Here is a 24,000-nt window from a genome sequence, read left to right on the forward strand (position 1 = left end):
CACCACAGATCGCGGCGGCCAGTGTCATGGCGTTCACCGCCTCGAAGGTGGTCGACGCGCTGACTACTCGAGGTTGCGCCACTGGTCTCCGCTGGGAGCTGTCGCGGTATCCAGCGCGGGCGGACTCGTGTCTGCAGGCTCGGCGCGAGCCGCTCCCACACCTGGCGGGCATCGGCGAGATCTCCTCCAGCGGGAGGATCTCGCCACCGGGCGGGACCGCAGCTCCTGGTCGTTGATCCGGCTCTTCCGGTCACCTTGCAGCACCCGCAGTGCTGCTGTTATCCATCGCCACCTCTTTGGTGGCTCTAGCCGTAACTAGTTCGGCGTTAGAGCCACGGTCCGGCAGACTTGGCAGCCGTGCCCAAGATGTTTGCGAACACCATCTGTGTCTTCGGCTGCCAGCGACCCTCCTCGCCGAAAGGCGAGCACGTCTGGCCCTACTGGGTGCTGGAGATGTTCACTGACAGTGATGGCCCGTGCCGCGTCGAGATCAACGGCCAACCCGTCCTCAAACGGGATGGGAGGGTGCGCCAGTACACCTCGATCACCAAGGTCCGGATGCCGTGCTGCGAAGAGTGCAATCGCGAACTAAACCGGCGCTTCGAACAGCACCCACGGCTCGTCATCCAGAAGATGCTTGACGCAGACGGCGGGGTTGTACTCGGCTCAGAGGAAGCCGAACTGTTCGGTCTGTGGTGGCTCAAGACGATGTTGCTACTCAGTCACCCCGACACGAAGGAGACCGCCGTCGGCGTCAACCCCAACCGGTGGGACCTCGCGGAAGTGCCGGACGATCTGTACTCGTGGATGGTGACCGGTGAGCCCCCTCCAAGTGGCCTCTCGGTCTGGTTCTCCCGCCAGTCGACGGCCGGTTGTCGGGAGGAGAGCAAACCAGTTGAGATATGCCTGCCGACGGTCATCGCCGACGGGCGACGAGCCACGTTCATGGCCAGACAGGCTGGCTTGAAGTTCTGCGCGGCGACCCTGGTCTATCACCCCGGTTGGCCGATCGAATACCCACCCGAGGCTTCCTCCGGCGCCGCCGTCCGCATCTGGCCGCCATCCGAGACTAACCTCGACCTGACGAGTCTTCGCGAGCTGGATCGCTGGCCTGTTAGATGGGTACCCGGACCTGTGCTGAACTTCATGGACGGCGCGTACGGATCGGTTTCTCTGCCTCCGCTCCAGAACCTTCTCCGCGTGGAGACGGTGCCCGGGGTACTGTTCGCCGCCGCGCCCGGCTTCTAACGGCGAGGACCGTCACCTCATGCCCCGTGGCCTTCGGTGCATGAGGTACGGCCTCGGCCGCCGTCGGCTGACCGGCGGGACGTCGACATCCGCGCCGGACACTGCGACGCGTCGGGCCCGCCGTCGTGATGGGCCGTTCAACGTCCGATCGAGGACGGCGCCAAGCTGACCGCGCCGATCGTGATCGCCGCGTCCGGTGCGTGCCACATGACAACGACTGCCGCGCCATCACCAAGGCGGGCCGCGCCGCCAACTCTCAACGGGTCATCGCAGGGCGACGCGACGTGTCCCGTGAACCATGACGCGGTGACGCCTATACCCGCTTCGGTCGTGCACCCGAGACGCCGCCCACCCAGCGCATGACGCGGTGCGCCGGGTCGGAGGCGGGTGGGTACATCAGCGGGCAACCGCCGTCGATGACGGTGATGTCGTGTGCGCGGCCGTATTCGGTGGCGGCCGTCGACACGCTGCCAGGGCCGAAGGACCGGTGCAGCCACACGTGCTGGATGCCGAGGGCGGCACATTCCTTGACGGCGTGCTCGGCCAGTTCGGCTCGGGTGGCGACGACGACCGCGTCCACGCCGTCGGGGATGGAGCTGATGTCGGGATAGCACGGGTCGCCGTCGATCTCGGTGGCGTTGGGGTTGACCGCGAACACGTCGTAGCCGCGGTCCTTCAGTCTCTTGTGGACGACGTTGGCGCCGTGCCCGGACGGGTTTCTCGACACGCCGGTGACGGCGATACGTTTGCAGGCGAGGAACTCCGCCGCCGCGTCCGCGATCTTGCGCATGGTTGCTCCTCCGGTTTCCGTGCGTGTGTTGTCGAGGTCACTGTGCGCGTGGTCGGGCGACGGCACAGTGGCCGGTGGGCCCTGGTTGGGGGGACTTCCGTCCCTGTCGGGTGACTGTGTGCGCCGGGAGGCTGGAGGCATGCTCGGTACCGACACCCAGGCGCTGACGACCCCGTACTGCCTGCCCGCCGCTGATGTCCTGGCTCGGCTCGACGTGGCCTCGGACACCGGTCTGACCGCGCAGGAGGTCGAGCGGCGGGTCCGTCGTTACGGGCCGAACGTCGTGCCCGTCCAGCGTGGCGCGGGTGTGCTGCGCATGCTGGCCGCCCAGTTCCACAACCCTTTGATCTACGTGCTGCTCGCGGCCGGGGTCATCACGCTGGCGTTCGGTGATCTCGTCGAGGCCGGGGTGATCGCGGGTGTCGTGGTGCTCAACGCGGTCATCGGGTTCGTGCAGGAGTCCCGGGCGCGGCAGGCGCTCGAGGCCCTGGCACGGATGGTGCCCGCCGAGACGGTCGTCGTGCGCGATGGCGTGACGAGTCGGGTACCTGCCAGTGCGTTGGTGCCCGGCGACGTCGTGGTGCTCACCGCGGGGGGCCGGGTGCCCGCGGATCTGCGGTTGATCGAGGTGCGGACCTTCGAGGTGGACGAGTCCGTGCTGACCGGGGAGTCGGTGCCGGTCGTCAAGGCGGTCGACGTCATGCCCGCGGGGACCGGGGTCGCTGATCGGGTGAACATGGCACACGCGGGGACGGTGGTGAGCCGGGGGTCCGCGCGGGCGGTGGTGGTCGCGACGGGTACCGGCACCGAGCTGGGTGCGATCCAGCGCCTGGTCGCGGGGACCGCGCCCGTCGCGACGCCGTTGACCCGCAAGCTCGCGGTGTTCGCACGCCGGTTGAGCGTCGTGATCGTCGGGGTGGCCGTGGTGACGTTCGTGGTCGCGCTCCTGCGTGGCACGCCGGTGGCCGACGCTTTCACCGCGGTGGTGGCCCTGGCTGTCGGCGCGATACCGGAGGGACTGCCCGCCGCGGTGTCGATCGTGCTGGCGATCGGTGTGGTGCGGATGGCTCGGCGCAAGGCCGTGGTGCGGCACCTGCCCGCCGTGGAGACCCTCGGCGGGACCACGGTGATCTGCACCGACAAGACCGGCACGCTCACGCAGAACCGGATGACCGTCACGACGGTGTTGCCCTCGGCGAGCCGCGAGGAATGCCTGGTCGCCGGGGTGTTGTGCAACGACGCCACGCTCCGGCGCGGCGACGACGGCTGGACGGCGGACGGCGACCCGACCGAGACCGCGCTCGTCACCGCGGCCGTAGCGACCGGGATCGACCCCGGCGACCTGCACGAGCGGTTCCCGAGGACCGACGTGCTGCCGTTCGACCCGATCCGGCGGCTCATGGCCACCACGCACCGGACACCGGACGGCGGCCACGTCGGCTACCTGAAGGGCGCGGTCGAGGAGATCCTCGCGCGCTGCGTGGACGTCGACGCCGAGGCCGTTCTCGCCCGGCAGGCCGAGCTGGCCGCGCGCGGGCTGCGCGTGCTGGCGTTCGCCAGGTTCGGCCCGGCCGGTGCCGTCGTGTCACAGGTGGACAGTCCACGTGCGACCTTCCTGGGTCTGCAGGCGATGCACGACCCGCCCCGCGAGCAGGCGGTGCGCGCGGTCGCCGCGTGCCGCGCCGCGGGAATCACGGTCAAGATGATCACCGGTGACCACGCGGACACCGCGCGGGCGATCGCCGAGGCGACCGGCCTGGTCGACTCCACCGCGGACGCGACCGTGGTGACCGGTGCGGACCTCGCGGGTCTTGACCGGCTCGACGAGATCGCCGACGCCGACGTGTTCGCCAGGGTGTCGCCGGAACAGAAGCTCGACCTGGTGCGGGTGCTGCAGGCACACGGGCACGTGGTGGCGATGACCGGTGACGGCGTGAACGACGCCCCAGCGCTGCGCCGCGCCGACATCGGGATCGCGATGGGCGCCGGCGGCACGGACGCGGCACGAGGCGCGGCCGACATGGTGCTGCTGGACGACGACTTCGCCACGATCGAGGCCGCGGTGGAGGAGGGGCGCGGTGTCTTCGACAACCTGCGCCGGTTCATCGCGTGGACCCTGCCGACGAACGTCGGCGAGGGCATGGTGATCCTCGCCGCGGTGCTGCTCGGCGCGACGCTGCCGATCGTGCCCGTCCAGATCCTGTGGATCAACATGACCACCGCGGTCTTCCTCGGCCTGACCATGGCGTTCGAACCCAAGGCGGCCGGCATCATGTCGCGGCCACCGCGACCACCGGACCGGCCGCTGCTCACCCGCACGCTCGTGCGGCAGATCATGCTCGTGAGCGTGGTCCTCGTGGTCGCCGCGTTCCTCGCGTTCCACTGGGAGATCGCCGCAGGCGGGACGGTCGAACAGGCCAGGACCACGGCCGTGAACGTGTTCGTCTGCGTGGAGATCGCCTACCTGTTCAGCTGCCGTGCGCTCGACCGGACGCTGTTCGGCGCCCGTCCCGGCCGCAACCGGGTGCTGTGGCTCGGGATCGGCATCACCGTCGTGCTCCAGCTGGCCATCACGTACGTGCCGGTCATGAACACCCTGTTCGGCACCGCGCCGACCGGCCCGCTCGCCTGGTTGTGGGCGCTGGCCGCGGCTGCCGTCGCGTTCGTCGTCGTCGAAGCGGACAAGCTGCTGTGGCGACGGCGTCCCACCGTCCACTAAGTACTCGACGAAGGAGAGGAACAGTCATGCGCGCGCGTGACATCATGACGGCACCGGTGGTCTCGGTGCGGCCGGGAACGCCGGTCAAGGAGGCCGCGGCGCTCCTCGCGACCAACGGCTTCACCGCACTGCCCGTGGTGTCCGATGACGACCGGCTCGTCGGCATCGTCACCGAGGCCGACCTGATGCGGGACCGGGTCCCCCGCGACCCCAGGGCGTACTGCCACCCGCTCGAACAGCTCCCCACCACCACGACGACCACCGTCGGCGAGGTGATGACGACGGCGGTCACCGCGATGAGCCCCGGGACCGACGTCGCGGTCCTCACCAAGGCGCTCCTCGATGCCCACCAGCGCAGCATGCCGATCGTCGACGGGTCGCGGCTCGTCGGCATCGTCACCCGCCGCGACATCGTCCGGGTCATCGCCCGCGACGACCGCACCATCGCCGACGACGTCAGGCACCGGCTGGAGATCTACGGCGGTGACCGGCGCTGGCGCGTCGAGGTGCACGACGGCATGGTCGACATCGGCGACGAGTTCGACGACTCGACCGACCGGCACGTCGCGACGGTGCTCGCTGAGTCGGTCCCCGGCGTGGTCCGGGCGACCGCCTTCGCCGCGCGGGACGAGGACGAGCGATGAGCGCGCCAGCGCCGGTCGTCGCCGGGATCGACGGCTCCGAGTCCGCCCTGCAGGCGACCCGCTGGGCGGCCACCGCTGCGTTGCGGCGTGGTACGTCGCTGCGCCTCGTGCACGTCTGTGCGATCCCTGTCGGCTATCCGCCGGGGTTCGTCGACTCGCGGGTGCTGCGCGAGGCACTGGCAGAGCAGGGCAGCGGGTGGCTCGCGCAGGCGCGGGCTACGGCGGAGGCGGCCGCGCCGGGTCTGGAGGTGGAGACCGTCGAGGTCACGGCGGGTGTCGTGCCGACCCTGGTGCGGGAGTCCTCCGCTGCCGCACTGGTGGTGCTCGGCACCCGAGGCCTGGGCGGTTTCACCGGCCTGCTGGTCGGTTCCACGGCCGTCGAGGTGTCCGCGCGGGCGGAGTGCCCGGTGGCGGTCGTCCGCGGCGCCGAGCGGCCAGGACCGGTGGTGGTCGGGGTCGACGGCACACCCGCGAGCGAGGCGGCCATCGAGTTCGCGTTCGCCGAGGCGGCCGCGCGCGACACGGACCTGGTCGCCGTGCACACCTGGACCGACCTGCTGGTGGAGACCGCGTTCGCGGGCGGAGCGGCCGCACTGGACTTCAGCCCGCTCGCACAGCAGGCGGAGGAGGTGCTCGGCGAACGGCTCGCCGGATGGCGGGAGAAGTACCCGGACGTGCAGGTCACCAGGTACGTCAGCCGGGAGCGGGCGAGCCGTGCACTCCTGCGCCACGCAGACGAGGCCGCCCTGGTCGTCGTCGGAACCCGCGGCCGCGGCGGATTCCGCGGGCTCCTGCTCGGGTCAACCAGTCAAGCACTGCTGCACCACGCACCGTGCCCGGTGGCGGTCGTAGGGGTCACACACCACACCGACCAGCGCTGAGCCCGGTTGCCAGGATGGCTACGCTGAGTGCGTTGAGGTCCAGTCCGTGGATGAAGCGGCGTGAGAACGGGGCCGAGATGGCGGACGACAGGCGGCGCTCATCGGTCGGTGTGACGCTCGCCGGGTTGCGGCTCGACGAGCTGCTGAGCGAACTGCAGGACCGGCTGACCGAGATCGGCAAGACCCGTGACCGCCTCCAGGGGCTCCTGGACGCCGTCGTCGCCGTCGGCGCAGGTCTCGAGCTGGCGGGCACGCTGCAGCGGATCATCGAGACCGCGGTCGAGCTCGTGGACGCCCGATACGGCGCGCTGGGCGTGCTCGGTGACGAGGGCCTCTCGGAGTTCGTCTACGTCGGCATCGACCCGGAGACCCGGGCGGAGATGGGTCACCTGCCGGAGGGCAAGGGCCTGCTCGGGCACCTGATCGAGCACCCGGTCGCCATCCGGCTCCCCGATCTCGCTGAGCACCCCTCGTCGGTCGGTTTCCCGCCGAACCACCCGCCGATGCGCAGCTTCCTCGGCACCCCGGTCCGGGTGCGGGACGAGGTGTTCGGCAACCTGTACCTGACCGAGAAGAAGGGCGAGGCCGAGTTCAACGACGACGACGTCGTGGTGCTCGAGGCGCTCGCCGCCGCTGCCGGTGTCGCCGTGGAGAACGCACGCTTGTTCGAGCAGGCACGGCTCCGCGAGCGGTGGCAGCAGGCTTCCGGCGAGGTGAACGGCCTGTTGCTGGGCGGCGGCACGGCCGAGGAGGCGCTGCGCCTGATCACCGGACGCACCCGGGAGCTGTCCGGGTCGGACAGCGCGCTGATCCTGCTCGCCGACGAAACCGGCGACCACCTCACCGTCGCCGCGGGTGCCGGTGCTCGGGGCGAGGAGATCGTCGCCAGGCGCATACCGGCCACGAACCCGGCGATCGCCACGGTCATCGACGACCGGGTGCCCACGGTCTACGCGGACTTCGCGGAGGTTGTCGGCGCCGACACCGACATGTTCGGCGAGTTCGGCCCCGCCGACGCGGTGCCGTTCGTGTCTCCGGGCGGGGTCACCGGCCTCCTGCTCGCGCTGCGCAACAAGGGCGGGCGGCAGTTCAGTGGTGAGCAGCTGCCGATGCTCGCCTCGTTCGCGGCGCAGGCCGCGCTCGCGCTCGAACTGGCCGACAAGCAGCGTCAGCAGCGGATGCTGGACTTGCTCGCCGACCGTGACCGGATCGCAGGCGACCTGCACGACCACGTCATCCAGCGGCTCTTCGCGGCGGGCATGACCTTGCAGGCCATCGTCGGCCGCATCAGCGACACCGAGGCCCGTAGCCGGGTCACCCGCGTGGTGGGCGAACTCGACGAGACGATGCGCGAGATCCGGACCTCGATCTTCGACCTGCACACGGCGGGAGAGCAGAGCCCGACCAGTCTCCGCCGCACGATGCTGGACCTGGTCGCCGAGGCGAGCGCGAACACCGACATGTCACCTGCGGTGCGGATCTCCGGGGCCGTCGACACACTCGTCCCACCGCCGGTGGCCGAGCACGCGCTCGCCGTGCTGCACGAGGGGGTCAGCAACGCGGTTCGCCACGCGCACGCGTCCGACATCGTCGTGACCGTGGAGGCGGGGGAGGACCTGGTCGTCGCCGTCGACGACAACGGGGTGGGCATGCCGCCGGACGTCGCCCGCAGCGGACTGCTCAACCTGGAGCGGCGGGCCAGGGAGTGTGGTGGAGGTATCACGGTGGCCGGCAACCCCGGTGGTGGTACGCGGTTGGTGTGGCGGGTGCCGTTACCGCGCTCCTGACCTGCGACTACTCGGAGCGTTTCTTCTTGCGGAGTTCCGTCGCGAGCACCGCGGCCTGGGTACGTCGCTGCATGCCGAGCTTGTTGAGCACGTGCGAGACGTAGTTCTTGATCGTCTTCTCCGCGAGGAACAGCTTCTCACCGATCTGCCGGTTGGTCAGCCCCTCACCGATGAGGTCGAACACCGCCCGTTCCTGTTCGGTGAGCGCGTTGAGCGGGTCCTGTTCCTCACGTTCGCGGCGGATGCGGTTCATCAGCGCGGCAGTGGTCCTGGGGTCGAGCAGTGACCCGCCCGCGCCGACCGTGCGGATGGCGTCCAGCAGGTCGAGGCCAAGGACCTGCTTGAGCACGAAGCCCGACGCGCCGGCCATGATCGCGTCGAACAGGGCGTCGTCGTCGGCGTAGGACGTGAGCATCAGGCAGTTCAGCTCCGGCAGCTGGGACTTGAGGTCACGGCACAACTCGATGCCGTTGCCGTCGGGCATCCGCACGTCCAGGACCGCGACGTCCGGCCTGACCTGCGGGACGCGGGCCAGCGCTTCGGCGACTCCGGACGCCTCACCGACCACCTCCAGGTCGTCGGTGGTGCCGATGAGGTCCGCGATACCCCGCCGCACGATCTCGTGGTCGTCGACCAGCATGACCCTGACCACCGCTGCCTCCTCGCTCCTCGTTCCGACCATGTCCACCGTAGTGGCCACTGGCCGCGTGGTGTTCGTCCAGCCGTGCGCGCGGGTGCCGGCCACCGTCCGTGGTGGTCGGCACCCCGATGTGATCGTCAACGCAGCCAGGGGTTTCTCGCCACGACGTCGAGCTTCGCCCAGGCCCTGCCAAGGCCCCACGTCGCTCCGGCGGCGGTGATCGCCAACAAGATCATCACGAGCGCGTAGACGACGTGGTAGTCGACGATCGGATTCGTCGACATGGTCGGCGCACCGGCGTCGGTGAACCGGTCGAGCGGCCACTCCGCCGCCCACATCAGCAACATCATGAGCGTGCCGGCTGCGGCGGCGACACGCAGCCCGATGCCCAGCAGCAGCGCGACGGCGATGCCGGCCAGGCCGAGCATGAACAACCAGTCCACCCAGGCGGCGCCCGCCCAGCCGCGGAACATGGCCGCGAACGGGCCGTGATCGATGTGGCCGAGGAAACCCTGCGTGGGTGAGCCACCGTTGATCCAGGCATTGTCACCCGCGGTGGCGTAGCCCCAACCGAACGTCTTGTCCAGGAACGCCCACGCAAACACCAGCCCGGTGACGATCCGCACCACGGCGGCGAACCGGCCCGCCGCACGTGCTTCGACCGTCTCGGCCGCCACTGCACCGGCGCGCCGCGCCGCGACCCTCTCGTGCGGACGGTTCTTGATGGTCATCGTTGCCTCCTCCACCGGCGGTTCCGACCTGAGTGTCGAGCGGTGGCAGGCGTTCATCCGGAGTCGAAGGTCCCGGATGGCGAAACGTTGGTCCCTGATCCATCCGGCGCACCGCGAACCGGCACCACGACAGGCCGAACGGGACGAAAGTCCCTGCCTGTGAAGGAAACTCGCCGCTGGCCGCGGCCCCGGTTGCGTCGCGATCCTCGACATGTCACCGGCAGCCATGCCGCGGACAGAGCCAGCTATTGAGGAGGTTCGGGCGTGACCGGGTGGACCACAGGCGAGAAGAACATGCTTGCCGTTGCCGCGGCCACCGCGCCGTCGGTGCACAACACCCGGCCGTGGACGCTCGAACTCGGCGGTGAACGGCGGGTCGCCGAGATCTACGAGCTGCTCGACCGTGCGTTGCCACGGCACGACCCGCTCGGGCGGGATCGGTTGATCTCCTGCGGTGCCGCGCTCGAACACGTGCGCGTGGCCGCCCGCGTGCTCGGCTACACGACGACGACGGATCTGTTCCCGGACGCGACCCAGCCCGGTCTCGTCGGCCGGCTCACCGCGACCGGAAGAGCAGAACCGTCCGACATCGACCTTGCCACGCACGATGCGATGGCGCGCAGGCGCAGCCACCGCGGTCCGTTTTGGCACACCCGGCCGAGCAGGGACCTCACAGCGCGGATTCTCGCCGCGAACCAGACCGACGGTGTCGAGCTGCGCATCGTGTCCGATGTGGATGCCGAAGCCCTTGCGAACGTGCTTGGGCACAGCGCTCAGGTGCTGCGGCACGACCGTGCCTACCAGCGCGAGCTGAACGCCTGGACGTCGTCGGTGCGTGACCCGTTGCCCGGCGACGGGGTTTCGGCCGCGACCCGCAGGACGGCGACTCTGCCGTGGGCCGGGCTGGTCCGTGCGACCACCGCCGTCCCGGACCTGCCGACCCTTGCCGAGCGGCTGCGTGCCGAACGTCTGGTGCTCGTCGAGACACCCGACGACGGCCCCGTCGACCACGTGCGTACCGGGATGGCCGTCGAATCGGCGTGGCTCGCTGCCGTCGCCGAGGGCCTGGCCGGGGCCGTGCTCACCCAGCCGTTCCAGGTCCGTGAGTCCCGCGCGGGACTGATCGAGGCGTTGCACCTCAACGGATTCCCCCAGATCTTGCTTCGGCTGGGCTTCCCCCAACCCCACCACGAGGAGAGATGACCATGACGAACACCGACACGGGCGAGGCCGCGGTGGTGGCTGGCGTGGACGGATCGGAGTCCGCACTGCGTGCCGTGCGCTGGGCAGCCCACGAGGCGGTTCGGCGCGGTGCTCCGCTGCGGCTCGTGCACGTGTGTTATCTGGTGCCGGTCCGTCATCCCAGGCAGGTCGCGCCGCCGCCGGAGTACCGGGACGCGCTTCTCGGCCAGGGGCGGCACTGGCTGATCGAGGCCGAGGAGGCGGCACGGCACGCGGAGCCCGGTCTGGTCGTCAGCACCGACCTGCGTGAGGGCGTCACCTCCGAGGTGCTCGTCCGCGAGTCCCGCACCGCGCGGCTCGTGGTGCTGGGTTCCCGAGGCCTCGGCGGGTTCGCCGCCATGCTGCTCGGCTCCGTGTCCGTCGCGCTCACCGCGCACGGCCACTGCCCGGTCGTGGTGGTGCGTTCCGTTCCCGACGGCGGGACCGCACCCGAGACCGGCCCGGTGCTTGTCGGTGTGGACGGGTCCGAGCTGAGCCAGGCCGCCGTCGCGTTCGCGTTCGAGGCCGCGGCCGCTCGCGGAGTGCCGCTGGTCGCGTTGCACACCTGGTTCGACGTGGACGTGTCCGGCGCGTGGGCGGTGTTTCCGGCCACGATCGACTGGGACTACCTGCAGAAGCAGGCCGAACAGGCGCTCACCGAGTCGATGGCGCCGTGGCGGGCCAAGTTCCCAGACGTCGAGGTCCGCGAGGTCGTCGAACGCGAACGGCCCGAACGCGCACTGCTGCGGCACGGTGCCGGGGCGTCGCTGATCGTCGTCGGCTCACGCGGCCGTGGCGCGTTCACCGGCCTGGGGCTGGGTTCGGTGAGCCAGGCCGTGCTGCACCACGCCGGATGCCCCGTCGTGGTGGCCAGGACCGAGAAGGGATGACATCAACCAACCCACGACCCCGGCTCACATGGGCCGGGGTCGTGGGTCGGTTCGCCGAGACAGAAGGAAGGCGAGGTGGATGGGACCATCGGCGCACCGGCGAGGACGTTGGGTGGTGTCGATGATCTCCGTTGTGAATCCATCCTCAATACCGACCAAGCGCTCCGGTTTCGGGAGGACGTCATGACGAACAGCCCGCACAGAGATTCAGCCCATCCGCGCGTGGACCACAGCTGGGTGTTGGGCGCGTGGGGAGTGCCGATGGCCGTCGCCGTCGTGATCACGGTCCTGACGGCTGGGTTCGGTGTGATCGCCGTTCTCGTGGCGCTCGTGATCGGTCTGGTGGCCACCGGTCTGCACTTCGCAGGGCCGCGGTGAGTAGATCACGACACCTGTCGTTGCTCGGCCATGAGGCCCTGTGAGGCCGGGATGTGTGCTCGGCTGACTCGCTTGCGGAACACCCAGTACGTCCATGCCTGGTACGCCAGCACGACCGGGGTGAAGAACACCGCCACCCAGGTCATGATCTCCAGCGTGTATGGCGTGGACGACGCGTTCGTGGTCGTCAGGCTGTTGGCCGCGTCGTTGCTCGCGGGCAGCACGTCCGGGTAGAGCGAGCCGAACAACGTCACCGTGGTCGCGACGATCGTGAGCGCGGTGCCCGCGAACGCCCAGCCCTCCCGGCGCACCCGCGCCATGAGCACCGCGGTGACCAGCGCACCCGCCGCCACCACGACGGACACCCAGGTCCAGTCGGCGCCGTAGGCGACCTGCGTGCGCAGCAGGAAGGCGGCGCCGACGACGACCGCGGCACCACCGAGCGGGACGGTGAGCGCCTTGGCGCGGGCACGCACCTCGCCCTCGGTCTTCAGCGCGACGAACACCGCGCCGTGGAAGGCGAACACCGTCAGCGTGGTCAGGCCGCCGAGCAGGGCGTACGGGTTGAGGAGGGTGAAGAAGTCGCCGGTGAAGTGGTGGTCGGCGTCCAGGGGCACACCGCGGACGATGTTGCCGAACGCCACGCCCCACAGCAGGGCGGGCACCGCGGAACCCACGATGATCGCGACGTCCCAGCCCCGGCGCCACCGGTCGCTGTCGAACTTCCCACGGAATTCGAACGCGACACCGCGGACGATCAGCGCCACCAGGATCACGAGCAGCGCCAGGTAGAACCCGGAGAAGAGGTTCGCGTACCAGAGGGGGAACGCGGCGAACGTGGCGCCGCCCGCGACGAGCAGCCACACTTCGTTGCCGTCCCAGACCGGGCCGATCGTGTTGATCAGCACGCGCCGGTCGGTGTTGTCGCGAGACAGCACGCGCAGCAGCATGCCGACGCCGAAGTCAAATCCTTCCAGCACGAAGTAGCCGGTCCACAGCACGGCGATGAGCAGGAACCAGATGTCGGTGAGAGCCATGGAGTTCTCCTGCTCAGTACGCGAACACGAGGCTCTGGTCCTCGGTGTCCGCCTTGGATACGTGGGGTTGGGGATCGGGCGGTCCCGCCTTGGCGTAGCGGTACATCAGCAGGCCGTCGACGGCCGCGAGCACGCCGTAGAGGACCGTGAACACGATCAGCGAGGTCAGCACCGTGCCCGAGGAGACGGTGGGGGAGACACCCTCCTGGGTCGTCATGATCCCGAACACCGCCCATGGCTGGCGGCCCATCTCGGTGAAGATCCAGCCCGCGCTGTTGGCGAGCGTCGGCAACGCGATCGCCGCGATGGCGGCCCGGTAGAACCAGCGCGAGCGCGGTGTCCTGGCGCCACGGAACGCCCACAGCCCGATCACCGACAGCAGCGCCATCAGCGCGCCGAACCCGATCATGAGACGGAACGTCCAGTAGGTGACCGGGATGTTGGGCCGGTAGTCGGCGGGGCCGTGCAGTCGTTCCTGCTGTGCCTGGATGTCGTTGATGCCCTCGACCACACCGTTCCAGTCCCCGGTCGCCATGAGCGACAGCACGTTCGGCACCCGCAGACTCCACACCTCCTCGGACCCGTCGAGCGTGCCGATGGTGAACAACGAGAACGAGGCTGGCCCCGAGGTCTCCCACAGCGCTTCGGCGGCGGCCATCTTCATCGGCTGCTGCTCGGTCATGAGCCGGGCCTGCAGGTCGCCGGAGGCGATCACACCAACGCTCGCGACGAGCACGGTGACGAGTGCCATCCGCATCGAGGGCCGGAACACGTCACCGGCTTTCCCGCGTTTCAGCTGCCATGCGCTGATCGCGACCACGAAGATGCCCGCGGTGACGAAGCACGCGGTGATGGTGTGCGCGAACGCGCCGATCGCGGTGGAGTTGGTGAGCACCGCACCGAAGTCGTTCAGCTCCGCGCGGCCGGTGGTCTCGTTGATCGTGTAGCCGACGGGGTGCTGCATCCACGAGTTCGCCGCGAGGATGAAGTACGCGGACAACATGGTGCCGACGGCGGCGAGCCAGATCGTGGCCAGGTGCAGCTTCTTCGGCAGCCGGTCCCACCCGAAGATCCACAGCCCGAGGAACGTGGACTCGAGGAAGAACGCCAGCAACCCCTCGATGGCGAGCGGTGCGCCGAAGATGTCCCCGACGAAGGCGCTGTAGTCGCTCCAGTTCATCCCGAACTGGAACTCCTGCACAATCCCGGTGACCACGCCCATGGCGAAGTTGATCAGGAACAGCTTGCCCCAGAACTTCGTCATGCGCAGGTACCGCTCGTCACGGGTCCGCACCCACGCGGTCTGCATGCCGGCGACCAGGAACGACAGTCCGATGGTCAGTGGCACGAAGATGAAGTGGTAGACGGTCGTGATGCCGAACTGCCACCGTGCGAGATCCAACGCGTCCATCCGGGCTCTCCCAACACAGGTGTGATCGATGTCGGATCCCAGGGTGGCGCGTGCGATCTTGCGAGGTCAGAGCCGAACCGGCTTGTTCAGCAGGGACCTAGGACCTGTGGCCGACAGGTCCAAGGGTGTGCTTCAGACCCGCTTCGGGCGGGCTCCCGACAGTCCGCACACCCAGCGCATGACGCGGTGTCCTGGATCCGAGGCAGGCGGATACATCAGCGGGCAGCCGCCGTCGATGACGGTGATGCCGTGGGCGCGGCCGTACTGTGTGGCGGCCGCGGAGACACTGCCGGGGCCGAAGGAACGGTGCAGCCACACCTGCCGGACGCCGAGCGCGACGCACTCCTTGACGGCGGCCTCGGCCAGTTCTGCCCTGGTGGCGACGACGACCGCGTCCACCCCGTCGGGGATCGCGGCGATGCTCGGGTAGCAGCGCTCTCCGGCGATCTCGGTAGCGTTGGGGTTGACCGCGAAGACCTCGTAGCCGCGCTCCTTGAGCCTCTGGTGGACGACGTTGGCGCCGTGCCCGGCGGGGTTCCTCGACACTCCGGTGACGGCGATGCGTTTGCACGCGAGGAAGTCGGCCGCCGCGTCCGCGATCTTCTGCATCGGATGCTCCTTTGTCCGTGCGTGTCTGCCGAGTCCCACTGTGTGCGTGGCCCAGCGGTGGCACAGCGGTCTGTCGGCACTGGCTGAAGGGACGAAAGGCCTGGCTGGTCAAGGAACCTCGTCGCTGTCCGCCCTCCGCGTCGTATCGCGATCCTCGATACGGATTCCCCCGGCCTTCCCAGTGGTCGGGGCCGATGTCAGCACCGCGAGGAGCGACGGCCATGACGAACTCCGACACGAGCGAGCACGCGGTCGTGGCCGGTGTGGACGGCTCAGAGTCCGCAGGACGCGCCGTGCGTTGGGCGGCACACGAGGCGGCTCGCCGTGGTGTTCCGCTGCGTCTGGTGCACGTCTGCCACCTGGCACCGGTCCGCCATCCCAAGCACGTCCCGCCGCCACCCGAGTACCGGAACGCGGTGCTCGACCAGGGTCGGCACTGGCTCATCGAGGCCGTGGACGTCGCTCGTCAGGCCGAGCCCGGACTGACCGTGACCACTGACATGCGTGACGGCAACGCCGCGGACCTGCTCATCCGCGAATCCCAAACCGCTCGGCTGGTCGTCCTCGGTTCCCGTGGCCTCGGTGGATTCGGCGCCATGCTGCTCGGGTCCGTCTCGGTCGCCGTCGCCGCGCACGGTCACTGCCCCGTCGCCGTAGTGCGCATGGCCGACGACCAGCCCGAGACCGGGCCGGTGCTCGTCGGCGTGGACGGGTCCGAGCGCAGCGATGCGGCGGTGGCGTTCGCGTTCGAGACCGCCGTCGCCCGTGGCGTGCCGGTGGTCGCCTTGCACACCTGGTGGGACGTGGACGTGTCCGGTGCCTGGGCCGCCGTCCCGGACACGATCGACTGGGAGTACCTGCGGAAGCAGGCGGAGCAGGCGCTCACCGATGCGATGCGGCCGTGGCGCGCGACGTTCCCGGACGTCGAGGTGCGCGAAGTGGTCGAGCGTGAACGGCTGGCGCGTGCCCTGTTGCGACACGGCGCGGAGGCGTCGCTCATCGTCGTCGGCTCGCGTGGTCGTGGTGCCGTGATCGGTCTGGGACTGGGCTCGGTGAGCCAGACCCTGTTGCACCACGCCACGTGCCCCGTCGTGGTGGCCAGGCACGAGAAGGAATGACCCGACGGCGGTCAGTCGGCAGGGCCACGTGCGAGTGAGGTTGTGAGATGGCGATGGAGGGGGACGTGATGACCACTGTGGACGCCACACGCGCTGGTGCCGGGCTCACCACCGAGGAGGCGGCTGCCCGGCTCCGGGTCGATGGCCCCAACCGGCTGGCGGGGCCGAAACGCAAGCACCCGTTGCTCGTGCTCGCCGCTCAGCTCGTGCACTTCTTCGCGTTGATGCTGTGGGTCGCGGCGGTGCTCGCGGTGATCGCGGGCATGCCGGCGCTGGCTGTCGCGATCGTGGTCGTCGTGGTGCTCAACGGTGTGTTCTCGTTCGTGCAGGAGTACCGGGCCGACCGGGCCGCGGAGCGGCTCCGGGAGCTGCTGCCGGTGCGGGCGACGGTGCGGCGGGACGGACGTGCCGTGGTCGTCGACGCTGCCGAGCTCGTGGTCGGGGACGTCGTCCTCCTTGAGGCAGGGGACCGGATCTGTGTGGACGCGACCGTCCTGCCCGGCGGGCGGCTCTCCGTTGACGAGAGCATGCTCACCGGTGAGAGCAAACCGGTGCGGCCGGCGGCTGGCGGGGACGTGCACGCGGGCACCTACGTCGTCGAGGGGCACGGTGCGGTCGTGGCGACCGCGACCGGCAGCCGCACGCGGCTCGCCGAGATCGCCGCGGCCACCGAGCACGCGGCACGGCCGCACAGTCCGCTCGCCAACCAGCTCAACCGGGTCGTGAAGACCATCGCCGGCATCGCGGTGGGTGTCGGGGTGCTGTTCTTCGGCGTCTCGCTGTTGCTGGGACTCGAGCTCAGCGAAGGGTTCCTGTTCGCGATCGGCGTCACCGTCGCGCTCGTTCCCGAAGGGCTCCTGCCGACCGTGACGCTCTCCCTCGCGCGTGCGGGGCAGCGGATGGCGGCACGCAACGCGCTGGTGCGGCGGCTCGAGTCGGTGGAGACGCTGGGGGCGACCACGTTCATCTGCACCGACAAGACCGGCACGCTGACCAGGAACGAGATGTCGGTGGTGGCCGTGTGGACCGCGCACGGCGCGGTCGAGGTCACCGGCGAAGGCTACGGACCGGACGGCACGCTGTGCGGGACACCGGACGCGGTACGGGCCGCCGCCCTCGTGGCGGACACCGCCGCCCGGTGTTCCCCGGACGCCCACGCGGTGTCCGAGCACGGCCGGTGGCGGCCGGTGGGCGACCCGATGGAGGTGGCGCTGCACGTCTTCGCGACCCGTGCGGGTGTTCCCGCGGCACCGGGCGCGGTGGCTCGTTACCCGTTCGACCCGCGCCGCAGGCGGTCCTCGGTCGTGGACGGTGACGGCCTGCACCTCACCGGCGCGCCGGACGTCGTGCTCGGGCTGTGCACCGAGGTGCCGGCAGGCGCCGAACGCGTGCTGACCGAGATGAGCGGGCAGGGTCTACGCGTCGTCGCCGTCGCGCGACGGCGCGGTGCGGTCGCTGTGGACGGTGCGGACGCGGTGGAGGAGCGGATGGAGTTCCTCGGCCTGGTGGGGTTGCAGGACCCGCCGCGGTCGGACGTGGCCGAGGCGATCGACGCCTGCCGCACCGCGGGCATCAGGCTCGCGATGGTGACCGGCGACCACCCCGGGACCGCCAGGGCGATCGCGGTGGCGGTGGGGCTGTGCGATCCGGATGGCATCGTCGTCGAGGGCAAGGACCTCCCGGCGGGCGAGGACGAGCTGGGCGCACTGCTGGACCGCGACGGCGTTGTCGTCGCGCGCGTCGCACCGGAGGACAAGCTGCGCATCGCACGCGCGTTGCAGGCCCGCGGGCACGTGGTGGCGATGACCGGCGACGGTGTCAACGACGGCCCGGCCCTGCGTGCGGCCGACATCGGTGTGGCCATGGGCGCCTCCGGCACCGACGTCGCACGCGAGGCGGCGGATCTGGTCCTGCTGGACGACCACTTCGGCACGATCGTCAGCGCTGTCGAGCAGGGCCGCGCGACGTTCGCGAACATCCGGCGGTTCCTCACTTACCACCTGACCGACAACGTCGCCGAGCTGGCTCCGTTCGCGGTGTGGGCACTGTCGGGCGGCAACATCCCGCTCGGCCTGAGCGTGTTGCAGGTGCTGGCACTGGACATCGGCACGGACCTGCTGCCCGCGCTCGCGCTCGGCGGTGAACCGGCGAACCCGAGAACGATGAACGGCCCGGCCAAGACGGGCAAGCTGATCGACGGACGCCTGCTGCGCCGCGCGTTCGGGGTGCTCGGTCCCACCGAGGCCGCGGTGTCGATGCTGGCGTTCCTCACCGTCTTGCTCGTGTCCGGGTGGACGTGGGGGAGCACGCCGACGGCGCTCGCGACGGCGTCCGGCGCGTTGTTCGCGGCGGTGGTCCTCGGACAGCTCGCGAACGCGTACGCGTGCCGCAGCGAGTCCCGGTGGGTCGGCCGGGTCGGCGTCACCGGGAACCGGCTGCTCACCTACGCGGTCGGGTTCGAACTGGCCATGCTGGCGGTGTTCCTGCTCGTGCCACCGCTGCCCGAACTGCTCGGCGGACACGTGCCGACCGCGCTGGGGTGGGGTATGGCGTTGCTGGCCGTGCCCGCGGTGCTCATCGCGGACGCGGTCCAGAAGGCCTTGCGGTCGCACCGGCGAGGAACACCGCGGCTCCCGCGATGAGCATGACGGGTTGGAGCAAGCTGAACGTGCGGATCATCGTGAGCTGGACGCCGATCCAGCCGACGAGCAGTGCGCCGGCGATCATGGCGGCCTCGGCGGTGCGTGCGTGGCCGGTGGCGGCGAGGACGGTGACGACCGCCATCGGCAGGCCGACCACCACGGCCAGGGCAACCGCGGCGAAAGCCGTGCTGTCGAAGGGAAGGCGCGCGGTGACGGTGTTCCCGAGGTCGACGATGCCGACCGCCATCAGCACGCTGCCCGCCAACGCGTTGACAGCGACGAATCCCGCGAGCAGCGCGAGCCACGGGACCTTTGTTTCTCTTGACGTGGTCATGACATGTCCTACTGAGGATGTGCGAGGGCCCGTGGCCGGAATCCGGCCACGGGCTGAAGTCCCTTAACGGACGCGCGGCGCCTGCGTGATGTCGATGGCCATCGGGTCCGGATGCGGGACGCGTGTGTCGTCGTGGCGGTAGGAGAGCGATGCGACGACGTCCACGACACCGTCGACGTGCCTTGTCATCTGCTCGACGAGAGGGAGCTGGCTCCGAAGGTCCACCTGCCCGGTCAGGGTGACCTCGCCATCGCGGACGTCGACGGTCACCGTGCCAGGAGAGACCAGGATGCCGATGCCGCCTTCGAAGACCCGCCGCACGATCTCATCGCGGATGTCCTCGTCCGCCCGCAGGAAGACGGTCAGCAGGTCCTTGCGGCTCACGATGCCCACGAGCCTGCCGTCGTCGTCGACCACCGGGAGGCGCTTCACCCCGTGCTCGGTGAGGGTGCGTGCCGCGCAGGCGACGGTCGTGTTCTCGGTGACGGTGACAGCCGGTGCCGACATGAGGGAGACCGCCCTGGTCGCCTCGGCGCGCCTCCGGTCGCGTCTGCGGCGCCACCAACTCCGCGGGGACCGTGTCCACTCGATCTCCTGTGTGCCCTGCTTGATCAGCAGATCGGCCTCGGACACCACGCCCAGCACGTGCCGGGCCTTGTCGACGACCGGCACCGCGCTCACGTCCCGGTGCGCCATCGTCCTGGCGACCTCCTTGAACGGGGTGCCCTCCAGCACCGTCGCGACGTCGGTGGTCATCACGTTCCGCACCTTCTGGTGGCTCATCACCCACTCCTCTTCACCAATCCCGTTCCAAGCTTTGCTCCGCAGACGCCGTTCTGACTGCGGTCCGAGGGCTCACGACGGCAAGGACTTCGGCCCCTGCCGCGGTTACCGTGTTCGAGCCGTGGGCGATTGAGAATTCGTTCTGTCCGCCTGGGCATGTCGCACTTGGAATCCCGGTTCGTGCGGCTAATGTGGTCGAACATCAGTTCGTGAGGTGGTCATGCAACGCAGGCGTATTACCGTCAGGACGACGGTACGGGTACAGCGCACGATCCGGGTTCATCGTCAGGTGCGCCTCCAGGCACATCAGAATGTGGTTCAGTCACAACAGCATGTGCAAACCACGTCACGTCGGCTCCTCCCATCAGGGATGAGCCCGGCGGCACATCTTGCGGAACAGGGCTTCGGTCCGCTCGACGACGGAGATCGGGAGTTTGATCTCTTCCTGAGTCACGCGACCGAGAACAAGGACTTCGTCCGGCCACTGGCCGAGGAGTTGACGGCCCGGGGCGTCAGGGTCTGGTACGACGAGATGGTGATCACCGTCGGGGACAGTCTTCGTGAGTCGATCGATCGCGGTTTGGCGCGTAGCAGGTTCGGTGCGGTGATCTTTTCCAGGGAGTTCTTCGCCAAGCGATGGCCGGCCTATGAACTCAACGGTCTCGTCAGTCGGGAGATGCAAGGGCGGAAGGTCATCCTGCCGGTCTGGCATCCTGATCTCACCATCGAGGAACTCACTAGTTACAGCCCGACTATGGCCGACAAAGCAGCGCTGGTCGGTGCCACGCTGTCGATAGCCGAGATAGCACAGAACTTGGCGGAGCTTGTTCTGGGCGATGGGCGCTGAGCCTCACTGACGTGGTCGGTGCACGTGCTGCGACACGAGCGAACCCGTCGGCGCGGTGATCTAGCGGGTCAGGTGCGCGGCTTCGTGCGTGACCGCCTCGATGTCGGCGACCGTCGCGTCCAGCAGTTTGTGTGACAGGTCCGCGAGCGCTCTGGCGACGGCGAGCTCGTCACCGATCTCGGGCACGTTCGCGTCCGCCGGGTTGAGGCGCGCGAGGCCGACGCCGATGAGATGGGTCTCGTCGCGGTTGTGCAGGCGTGCCTTCGCGCGGGTCCGCTCCTCGTGCTCGTCGATGTACACGTCGATCGTCCAGTGCTTGGCCTCGGTCATCGCTTCCTCCTTGTGGCCGTGTCAGCCCCATCGTCTGCCGAGGAAGGCGACGGGGGCAGCGGCGAGGTGCCCGTTTCCTGGACGACGTTCGGCGCCGGACGGCGGGTCCTTGGTCCTCGCCGCGAGGGCGGTGTGGCTCTGTCCCACCGGATCCGTGGCGGGGTTATCTGGTGGCGAACGCCGGTACGAGGAGGCCACCCGTGGACGAGATGACGGTCGCGTCGGTGATGACGGAGGACGTGGTGACGGCCACGCCCGGGACGCCGTTCCGGGAGCTGGTCGCCGCCATGACGGAGAAGTCGATCAGTGCGTTGCCGGTGGTCGACGAGCAGGGCGGGCCGATCGGGGTCGTGTCCGAGGCCGACCTTCTCGCCAAGCAGGAGTTCCACGGCGGGAGCGACGGACAACCGCGCCACGACCGCGCCGCCCGTGAACGCTGGTACCGCGCACAGGGCGGCAACGCCGCCGAGGTGATGACCACCCCGGTGCGGGCGGTGCACGCGGACGAGCCGGTGAGCTCCGCTGCCCGGCTGCTCGCGAAGGCCGGCATTCGGAGAGTCTTCGTCGTCGACCGGTACGGCAAGCTCGTCGGCGTTGTCGCGCGACGCGACCTGCTGCGGGCGTACCTGACCGAGGACGGCGATCTTGGCGCGCGGATCACGGCGATGCTCGTGGCAGCAGGCATTCCCGCGGATGTCGTCGATGTCGAGGTCAGCTCCGGGCTGGTCACCCTCGGGGGAGAGGTTTCGCGGCGCGGACTGGCCGACGCCGCGGTCCGGATGGTGCGGGCCACGCCGGGTGTGGTCGGTGTCCGCAACAACCTCCGCTACCTGGTCGACGACGTGGTCGTCGGCGGGGCGAGCCCCGGGGTGTGGACCGGGTTCCGGCCATGACGTACCGAAGCGAGGATTGGAGACCGTGATGCGAGAACCCACTGTCGACGCCGTGATGACGAAGGACGTCGTCACGGCGCGGCCGGAGACGACGTTCAAGGAGCTCGTCACGCTGATGAACGAGCACCGGGTGAGCGGCCTTCCGGTCGTGGACACCAAGGGCAGGCCGCTGGGCGTGGTGTCGGAGGCCGACACGCTCGTGAAACAGGAGCAGCACGGCGGGGCGCCGACCCGGCCCTGGCTCGGTCGCCGACGCCGGACGCGCTGGCAGAAGGCGACCGGTCGCGTCGCCGGTGACCTCATGACGACACCACCGGTCACGATCGGAGCCGACGCGACCGTCACGGCCGCCGCCAGGACCATGGCGCACAAGAACATCCGCAGGCTCTGCGTGGTGGACGGTGACGGCAAGCTCGTCGGTGTCGTCTCCCGGCGCGACGTGATCGGCACCTTCCTGCGCGACGACGACGCCATCCGCGCGGACATCGAGGAGCACGTGTTCACGAAGGGCATGTGGCTCTTCCCGGGCACCATGACCGTCGAGGTCGCCGACGGCGTGGCCACTGTGGACGGTTCCGTTGAGCACCGGACCACCGCGCTGGTGGCCGGCCAGCTGATCCAGGCCGTCCCCGGCGTCGTCGCCGTCGAGAACAACGTCCGCTACGAACTGGACGACACGGTCACGAGCCCGCTGTAGCTCCTGTTCGGACAGTGACGGAAGTCCCGGGAGGCGAGGACCTGTCGCTCTGTGACCGCTCCGCCCGCCGGAGTTCGCTGAAGGTGTGGAAACCGGCGGAAAGGAGAACGGAATGACGAGTCTGATGCCACGTTCCTTCGTGTTCCCGGAGTTCGTCCGGATGCTGGAGGGCGGTTGGCCGTTCGGTGACCACCACGCCCTCCGCATCGAGGACTTCCACGAGGACGGGAAGTACGTGCTGCGCGCGGAGCTGCCCGGCATGGACCCGGACAAGGACATCCGGATCGCGCTGCAGGGCAACGAGATGACCATCACGGCGGAGCGGACCGTCGAGACCCACGACAAGCGGCACAGTGAGTTCACATACGGCCAGTTCGCCAGGACGGTCCGGCTGCCCGCCGGTGCGGTCCCCGACGAGATCGCGGCGACCTACGTGAACGGCATCCTCGAGGTGACCGTGCCGGTGAAGCCGGAGGGCAAGGCGAAGCAGATCGAGGTGAAGATCGGCACGTGACCATGGAACCGGGCGGCGGATGATTCCCGCCGCCCGGCGGTCGTCGCAGGAGGTTGGCATGTCCGCCACAGAACGTGGCCAGGTACGTGAGGTCATGACGCCGGACGTGCTCGGCATCGTGCCGTCCGCGCCACTCGAGGTGGCCCTGCGCATGATGGTCGAGACCGGGGTGCACCACCTCCCCGTCGTCGACCGGGGGCACTGCCTCGGGGTGGCGCACGAGTCGGATGTGTTGTGGCGCCTGTGGTCAGGAGCCGGAGGCCGCCGGTCGACGGTCGGCGCCATGGTCAGGGAACCGCCGCTCGCCGTGCAGGCCACCGACCCGGTGCGGGTCGTCGCACGTCGCATGGTCGAGGCGGGAACGGACGCCGCGCTGGTGCTCCAGGGTGGCAGTCTGGTCGGTATCGTGACCGGCACCGACCTCCTGCGACTGGTCGCCGACGGCTAACCAGACAGGGCCGCGAGCGTGCGGACACCGGTCGCGGTCAGCACCGCCGGGGCGAGCGAACCAGTCGGCGCCGACAGCGCGGGCCTGACCAGCCCGTTACCGACGAGGTCGTTGGTGGCGGAGAAGTCGCACCACAACCCGTCGACGCTCAGGTTCGGGACGCGAGCGACCACGATCTGCCCTCTGCCGTCGGCGATCGCCCGCAGCATCGCCCGGTGCCGTGCCGTGAAGTTGGTCGTGGTCATGGGGATCACCTCGCTCGCAGGTGTGTTCGTTGTCACAAGCCTCCCGGACGGGTGCCGGACCGGGCAGAGGCCAACATCGTCATTTCCACACCACGCAAGGCCTTGGCGAAACGGCTGCGTTCGTATGCGGTGACGAGGGACTTTCGGCCCCGGTGACGTGGAC

The 24,000-nt window shown here is 69.6% G+C and carries 24 protein-coding genes; 14 read left to right on the forward strand and 10 right to left on the reverse strand.

Going from position 1 to position 24,000, the window contains the following annotated elements:
* Positions 1-357 precede the first annotated feature (357 nt).
* A complete protein-coding gene (locus ACIBVP_RS40800; protein WP_396111927.1) occupies positions 358-1,248 on the forward strand; it encodes a hypothetical protein in 891 nt (296 codons plus the stop codon).
* Between the two features lie 313 nt (positions 1,249-1,561).
* Here ACIBVP_RS40800 and ACIBVP_RS40805 read toward each other — a convergent pair whose 3' ends face one another.
* Positions 1,562-2,038, reverse strand: a complete 477-nt coding sequence (locus ACIBVP_RS40805) for a CoA-binding protein (protein ID WP_396111928.1) — start codon at positions 2,036-2,038, stop codon at positions 1,562-1,564.
* A 139-nt stretch (positions 2,039-2,177) separates the two neighbouring features.
* Here ACIBVP_RS40805 and ACIBVP_RS40810 point away from each other — a divergent pair, with 139 nt between their 5' ends.
* From ACIBVP_RS40810 to ACIBVP_RS40825, 4 genes are read left to right on the forward strand one after another with little or no spacing between them, the layout of a single operon-like run.
* Entirely contained in the window at positions 2,178-4,757 is a 2,580-nt protein-coding gene (locus ACIBVP_RS40810; RefSeq protein WP_396111929.1) for a cation-translocating P-type ATPase, read from the forward strand.
* 26 nt (positions 4,758-4,783) lie between these two features.
* Positions 4,784-5,401 carry an HPP family protein gene (locus ACIBVP_RS40815; RefSeq protein ID WP_396111930.1) on the forward strand — a complete coding sequence of 206 codons (618 nt, stop codon included), beginning with the start codon at positions 4,784-4,786 and terminating at the stop codon, positions 5,399-5,401.
* Complete coding sequence (locus ACIBVP_RS40820; RefSeq protein ID WP_396111931.1) at positions 5,398-6,282, forward strand: universal stress protein; 885 nt, start codon at positions 5,398-5,400, stop codon at positions 6,280-6,282. Before ACIBVP_RS40815 ends, ACIBVP_RS40820 begins: the two co-directional genes overlap by 4 nt.
* 50 nt (positions 6,283-6,332) lie before the next feature.
* Complete coding sequence (locus ACIBVP_RS40825; RefSeq protein ID WP_396111932.1) at positions 6,333-8,069, forward strand: GAF domain-containing sensor histidine kinase; 1,737 nt, start codon at positions 6,333-6,335, stop codon at positions 8,067-8,069.
* A gap of 7 nt (positions 8,070-8,076) precedes the next feature.
* Here the strand turns inward: ACIBVP_RS40825 and ACIBVP_RS40830 are convergent, their stop codons facing one another.
* Together ACIBVP_RS40830 and ACIBVP_RS40835 are read right to left on the reverse strand one after the other, a co-directional pair.
* Positions 8,077-8,709, reverse strand: a complete 633-nt coding sequence (locus ACIBVP_RS40830) for a response regulator (protein ID WP_396112044.1) — start codon at positions 8,707-8,709, stop codon at positions 8,077-8,079.
* Between the two features lie 137 nt (positions 8,710-8,846).
* Positions 8,847-9,440: a hypothetical protein gene (locus ACIBVP_RS40835; RefSeq protein ID WP_396111933.1), complete on the reverse strand. Its 594-nt coding sequence runs from the start codon at positions 9,438-9,440 to the stop codon at positions 8,847-8,849.
* Between the two features lie 264 nt (positions 9,441-9,704).
* On the opposite strand from ACIBVP_RS40835, the gene ACIBVP_RS40840 reads away from it, so the two are divergent.
* Positions 9,705-10,643, forward strand: a complete 939-nt coding sequence (locus tag ACIBVP_RS40840; RefSeq protein WP_396111934.1) for an Acg family FMN-binding oxidoreductase — start codon at positions 9,705-9,707, stop codon at positions 10,641-10,643.
* 2 nt (positions 10,644-10,645) lie between these two features.
* Positions 10,646-11,551, forward strand: coding sequence for a universal stress protein (locus ACIBVP_RS40845; RefSeq protein WP_396111935.1), 906 nt, complete (start codon positions 10,646-10,648; stop codon positions 11,549-11,551).
* Positions 11,552-11,934: 383 nt separating this feature from the next.
* Here ACIBVP_RS40845 and cydB read toward each other — a convergent pair whose 3' ends face one another.
* From cydB to ACIBVP_RS40860, 3 genes are all read right to left on the reverse strand, one after another.
* Positions 11,935-12,966 (reverse strand): cytochrome d ubiquinol oxidase subunit II, encoded by a 1,032-nt coding sequence (gene cydB / locus ACIBVP_RS40850; protein ID WP_396111936.1) that lies wholly within the window; start codon positions 12,964-12,966, stop codon positions 11,935-11,937.
* 13 nt (positions 12,967-12,979) lie between these two features.
* Positions 12,980-14,377 (reverse strand): cytochrome ubiquinol oxidase subunit I, encoded by a 1,398-nt coding sequence (locus ACIBVP_RS40855; RefSeq protein WP_396111937.1) that lies wholly within the window; start codon positions 14,375-14,377, stop codon positions 12,980-12,982.
* A 132-nt stretch (positions 14,378-14,509) separates the two neighbouring features.
* Entirely contained in the window at positions 14,510-14,986 is a 477-nt protein-coding gene (locus ACIBVP_RS40860; protein WP_396111938.1) for a CoA-binding protein, read from the reverse strand.
* 221 nt (positions 14,987-15,207) lie between these two features.
* On the opposite strand from ACIBVP_RS40860, the gene ACIBVP_RS40865 reads away from it, so the two are divergent.
* On the forward strand, positions 15,208-16,104 hold the full coding sequence (locus ACIBVP_RS40865; protein WP_396111939.1) for a universal stress protein: 897 nt from the start codon (positions 15,208-15,210) through the stop codon (positions 16,102-16,104).
* Positions 16,105-16,151: 47 nt separating this feature from the next.
* The gene (locus ACIBVP_RS40870; protein ID WP_396111940.1) at positions 16,152-18,746 is read left to right on the forward strand and encodes a cation-translocating P-type ATPase; all 2,595 of its coding nucleotides are present in this window, start codon (positions 16,152-16,154) and stop codon (positions 18,744-18,746) included.
* Here ACIBVP_RS40870 and ACIBVP_RS40875 read toward each other — a convergent pair.
* Positions 18,679-19,080, reverse strand: a complete 402-nt coding sequence (locus ACIBVP_RS40875) for a hypothetical protein (protein ID WP_396111941.1) — start codon at positions 19,078-19,080, stop codon at positions 18,679-18,681. The genes ACIBVP_RS40870 and ACIBVP_RS40875 overlap by 68 nt on opposite strands.
* A 63-nt stretch (positions 19,081-19,143) precedes the next feature.
* Positions 19,144-19,863 (reverse strand): CBS domain-containing protein, encoded by a 720-nt coding sequence (locus ACIBVP_RS40880; RefSeq protein ID WP_396111942.1) that lies wholly within the window; start codon positions 19,861-19,863, stop codon positions 19,144-19,146.
* A 370-nt stretch (positions 19,864-20,233) separates the two neighbouring features.
* Between ACIBVP_RS40880 and ACIBVP_RS40885 the strand changes: the two genes are divergently transcribed.
* Positions 20,234-20,710, forward strand: a complete 477-nt coding sequence (locus ACIBVP_RS40885; RefSeq protein ID WP_396111943.1) for a toll/interleukin-1 receptor domain-containing protein — start codon at positions 20,234-20,236, stop codon at positions 20,708-20,710.
* Positions 20,711-20,770: 60 nt separating this feature from the next.
* Here the strand turns inward: ACIBVP_RS40885 and ACIBVP_RS40890 are convergent, their stop codons facing one another.
* On the reverse strand, positions 20,771-21,040 hold the full coding sequence (locus tag ACIBVP_RS40890; RefSeq protein ID WP_396111945.1) for a DUF1876 domain-containing protein: 270 nt from the start codon (positions 21,038-21,040) through the stop codon (positions 20,771-20,773).
* Between the two features lie 209 nt (positions 21,041-21,249).
* On the opposite strand from ACIBVP_RS40890, the gene ACIBVP_RS40895 reads away from it, so the two are divergent.
* The 4 genes from ACIBVP_RS40895 to ACIBVP_RS40910 all read left to right on the forward strand — a co-directional run bounded on the left by ACIBVP_RS40895 (position 21,250) and on the right by ACIBVP_RS40910 (position 23,592).
* The gene (locus ACIBVP_RS40895) at positions 21,250-21,933 is read left to right on the forward strand and encodes a CBS domain-containing protein (protein WP_396112045.1); all 684 of its coding nucleotides are present in this window, start codon (positions 21,250-21,252) and stop codon (positions 21,931-21,933) included.
* A 28-nt stretch (positions 21,934-21,961) separates the two neighbouring features.
* Complete coding sequence (locus ACIBVP_RS40900) at positions 21,962-22,630, forward strand: CBS domain-containing protein (protein WP_396111946.1); 669 nt, start codon at positions 21,962-21,964, stop codon at positions 22,628-22,630.
* Between the two features lie 112 nt (positions 22,631-22,742).
* Positions 22,743-23,144, forward strand: a complete 402-nt coding sequence (locus tag ACIBVP_RS40905; RefSeq protein WP_396111948.1) for an Hsp20/alpha crystallin family protein — start codon at positions 22,743-22,745, stop codon at positions 23,142-23,144.
* Between the two features lie 58 nt (positions 23,145-23,202).
* The gene (locus ACIBVP_RS40910) at positions 23,203-23,592 is read left to right on the forward strand and encodes an HPP family protein (RefSeq protein ID WP_396111949.1); all 390 of its coding nucleotides are present in this window, start codon (positions 23,203-23,205) and stop codon (positions 23,590-23,592) included.
* On the opposite strand, the gene ACIBVP_RS40915 is transcribed toward ACIBVP_RS40910, so the two are convergent.
* Complete coding sequence (locus ACIBVP_RS40915; protein WP_396111950.1) at positions 23,589-23,837, reverse strand: hypothetical protein; 249 nt, start codon at positions 23,835-23,837, stop codon at positions 23,589-23,591. The genes ACIBVP_RS40910 and ACIBVP_RS40915 overlap by 4 nt on opposite strands.
* Between the last annotated feature and the right edge of the window lie 163 nt (positions 23,838-24,000).

It is taken from the genome of Actinophytocola sp. NPDC049390 (assembly GCF_044466355.1).
Classification (GTDB): domain Bacteria; phylum Actinomycetota; class Actinomycetes; order Mycobacteriales; family Pseudonocardiaceae; genus Actinophytocola.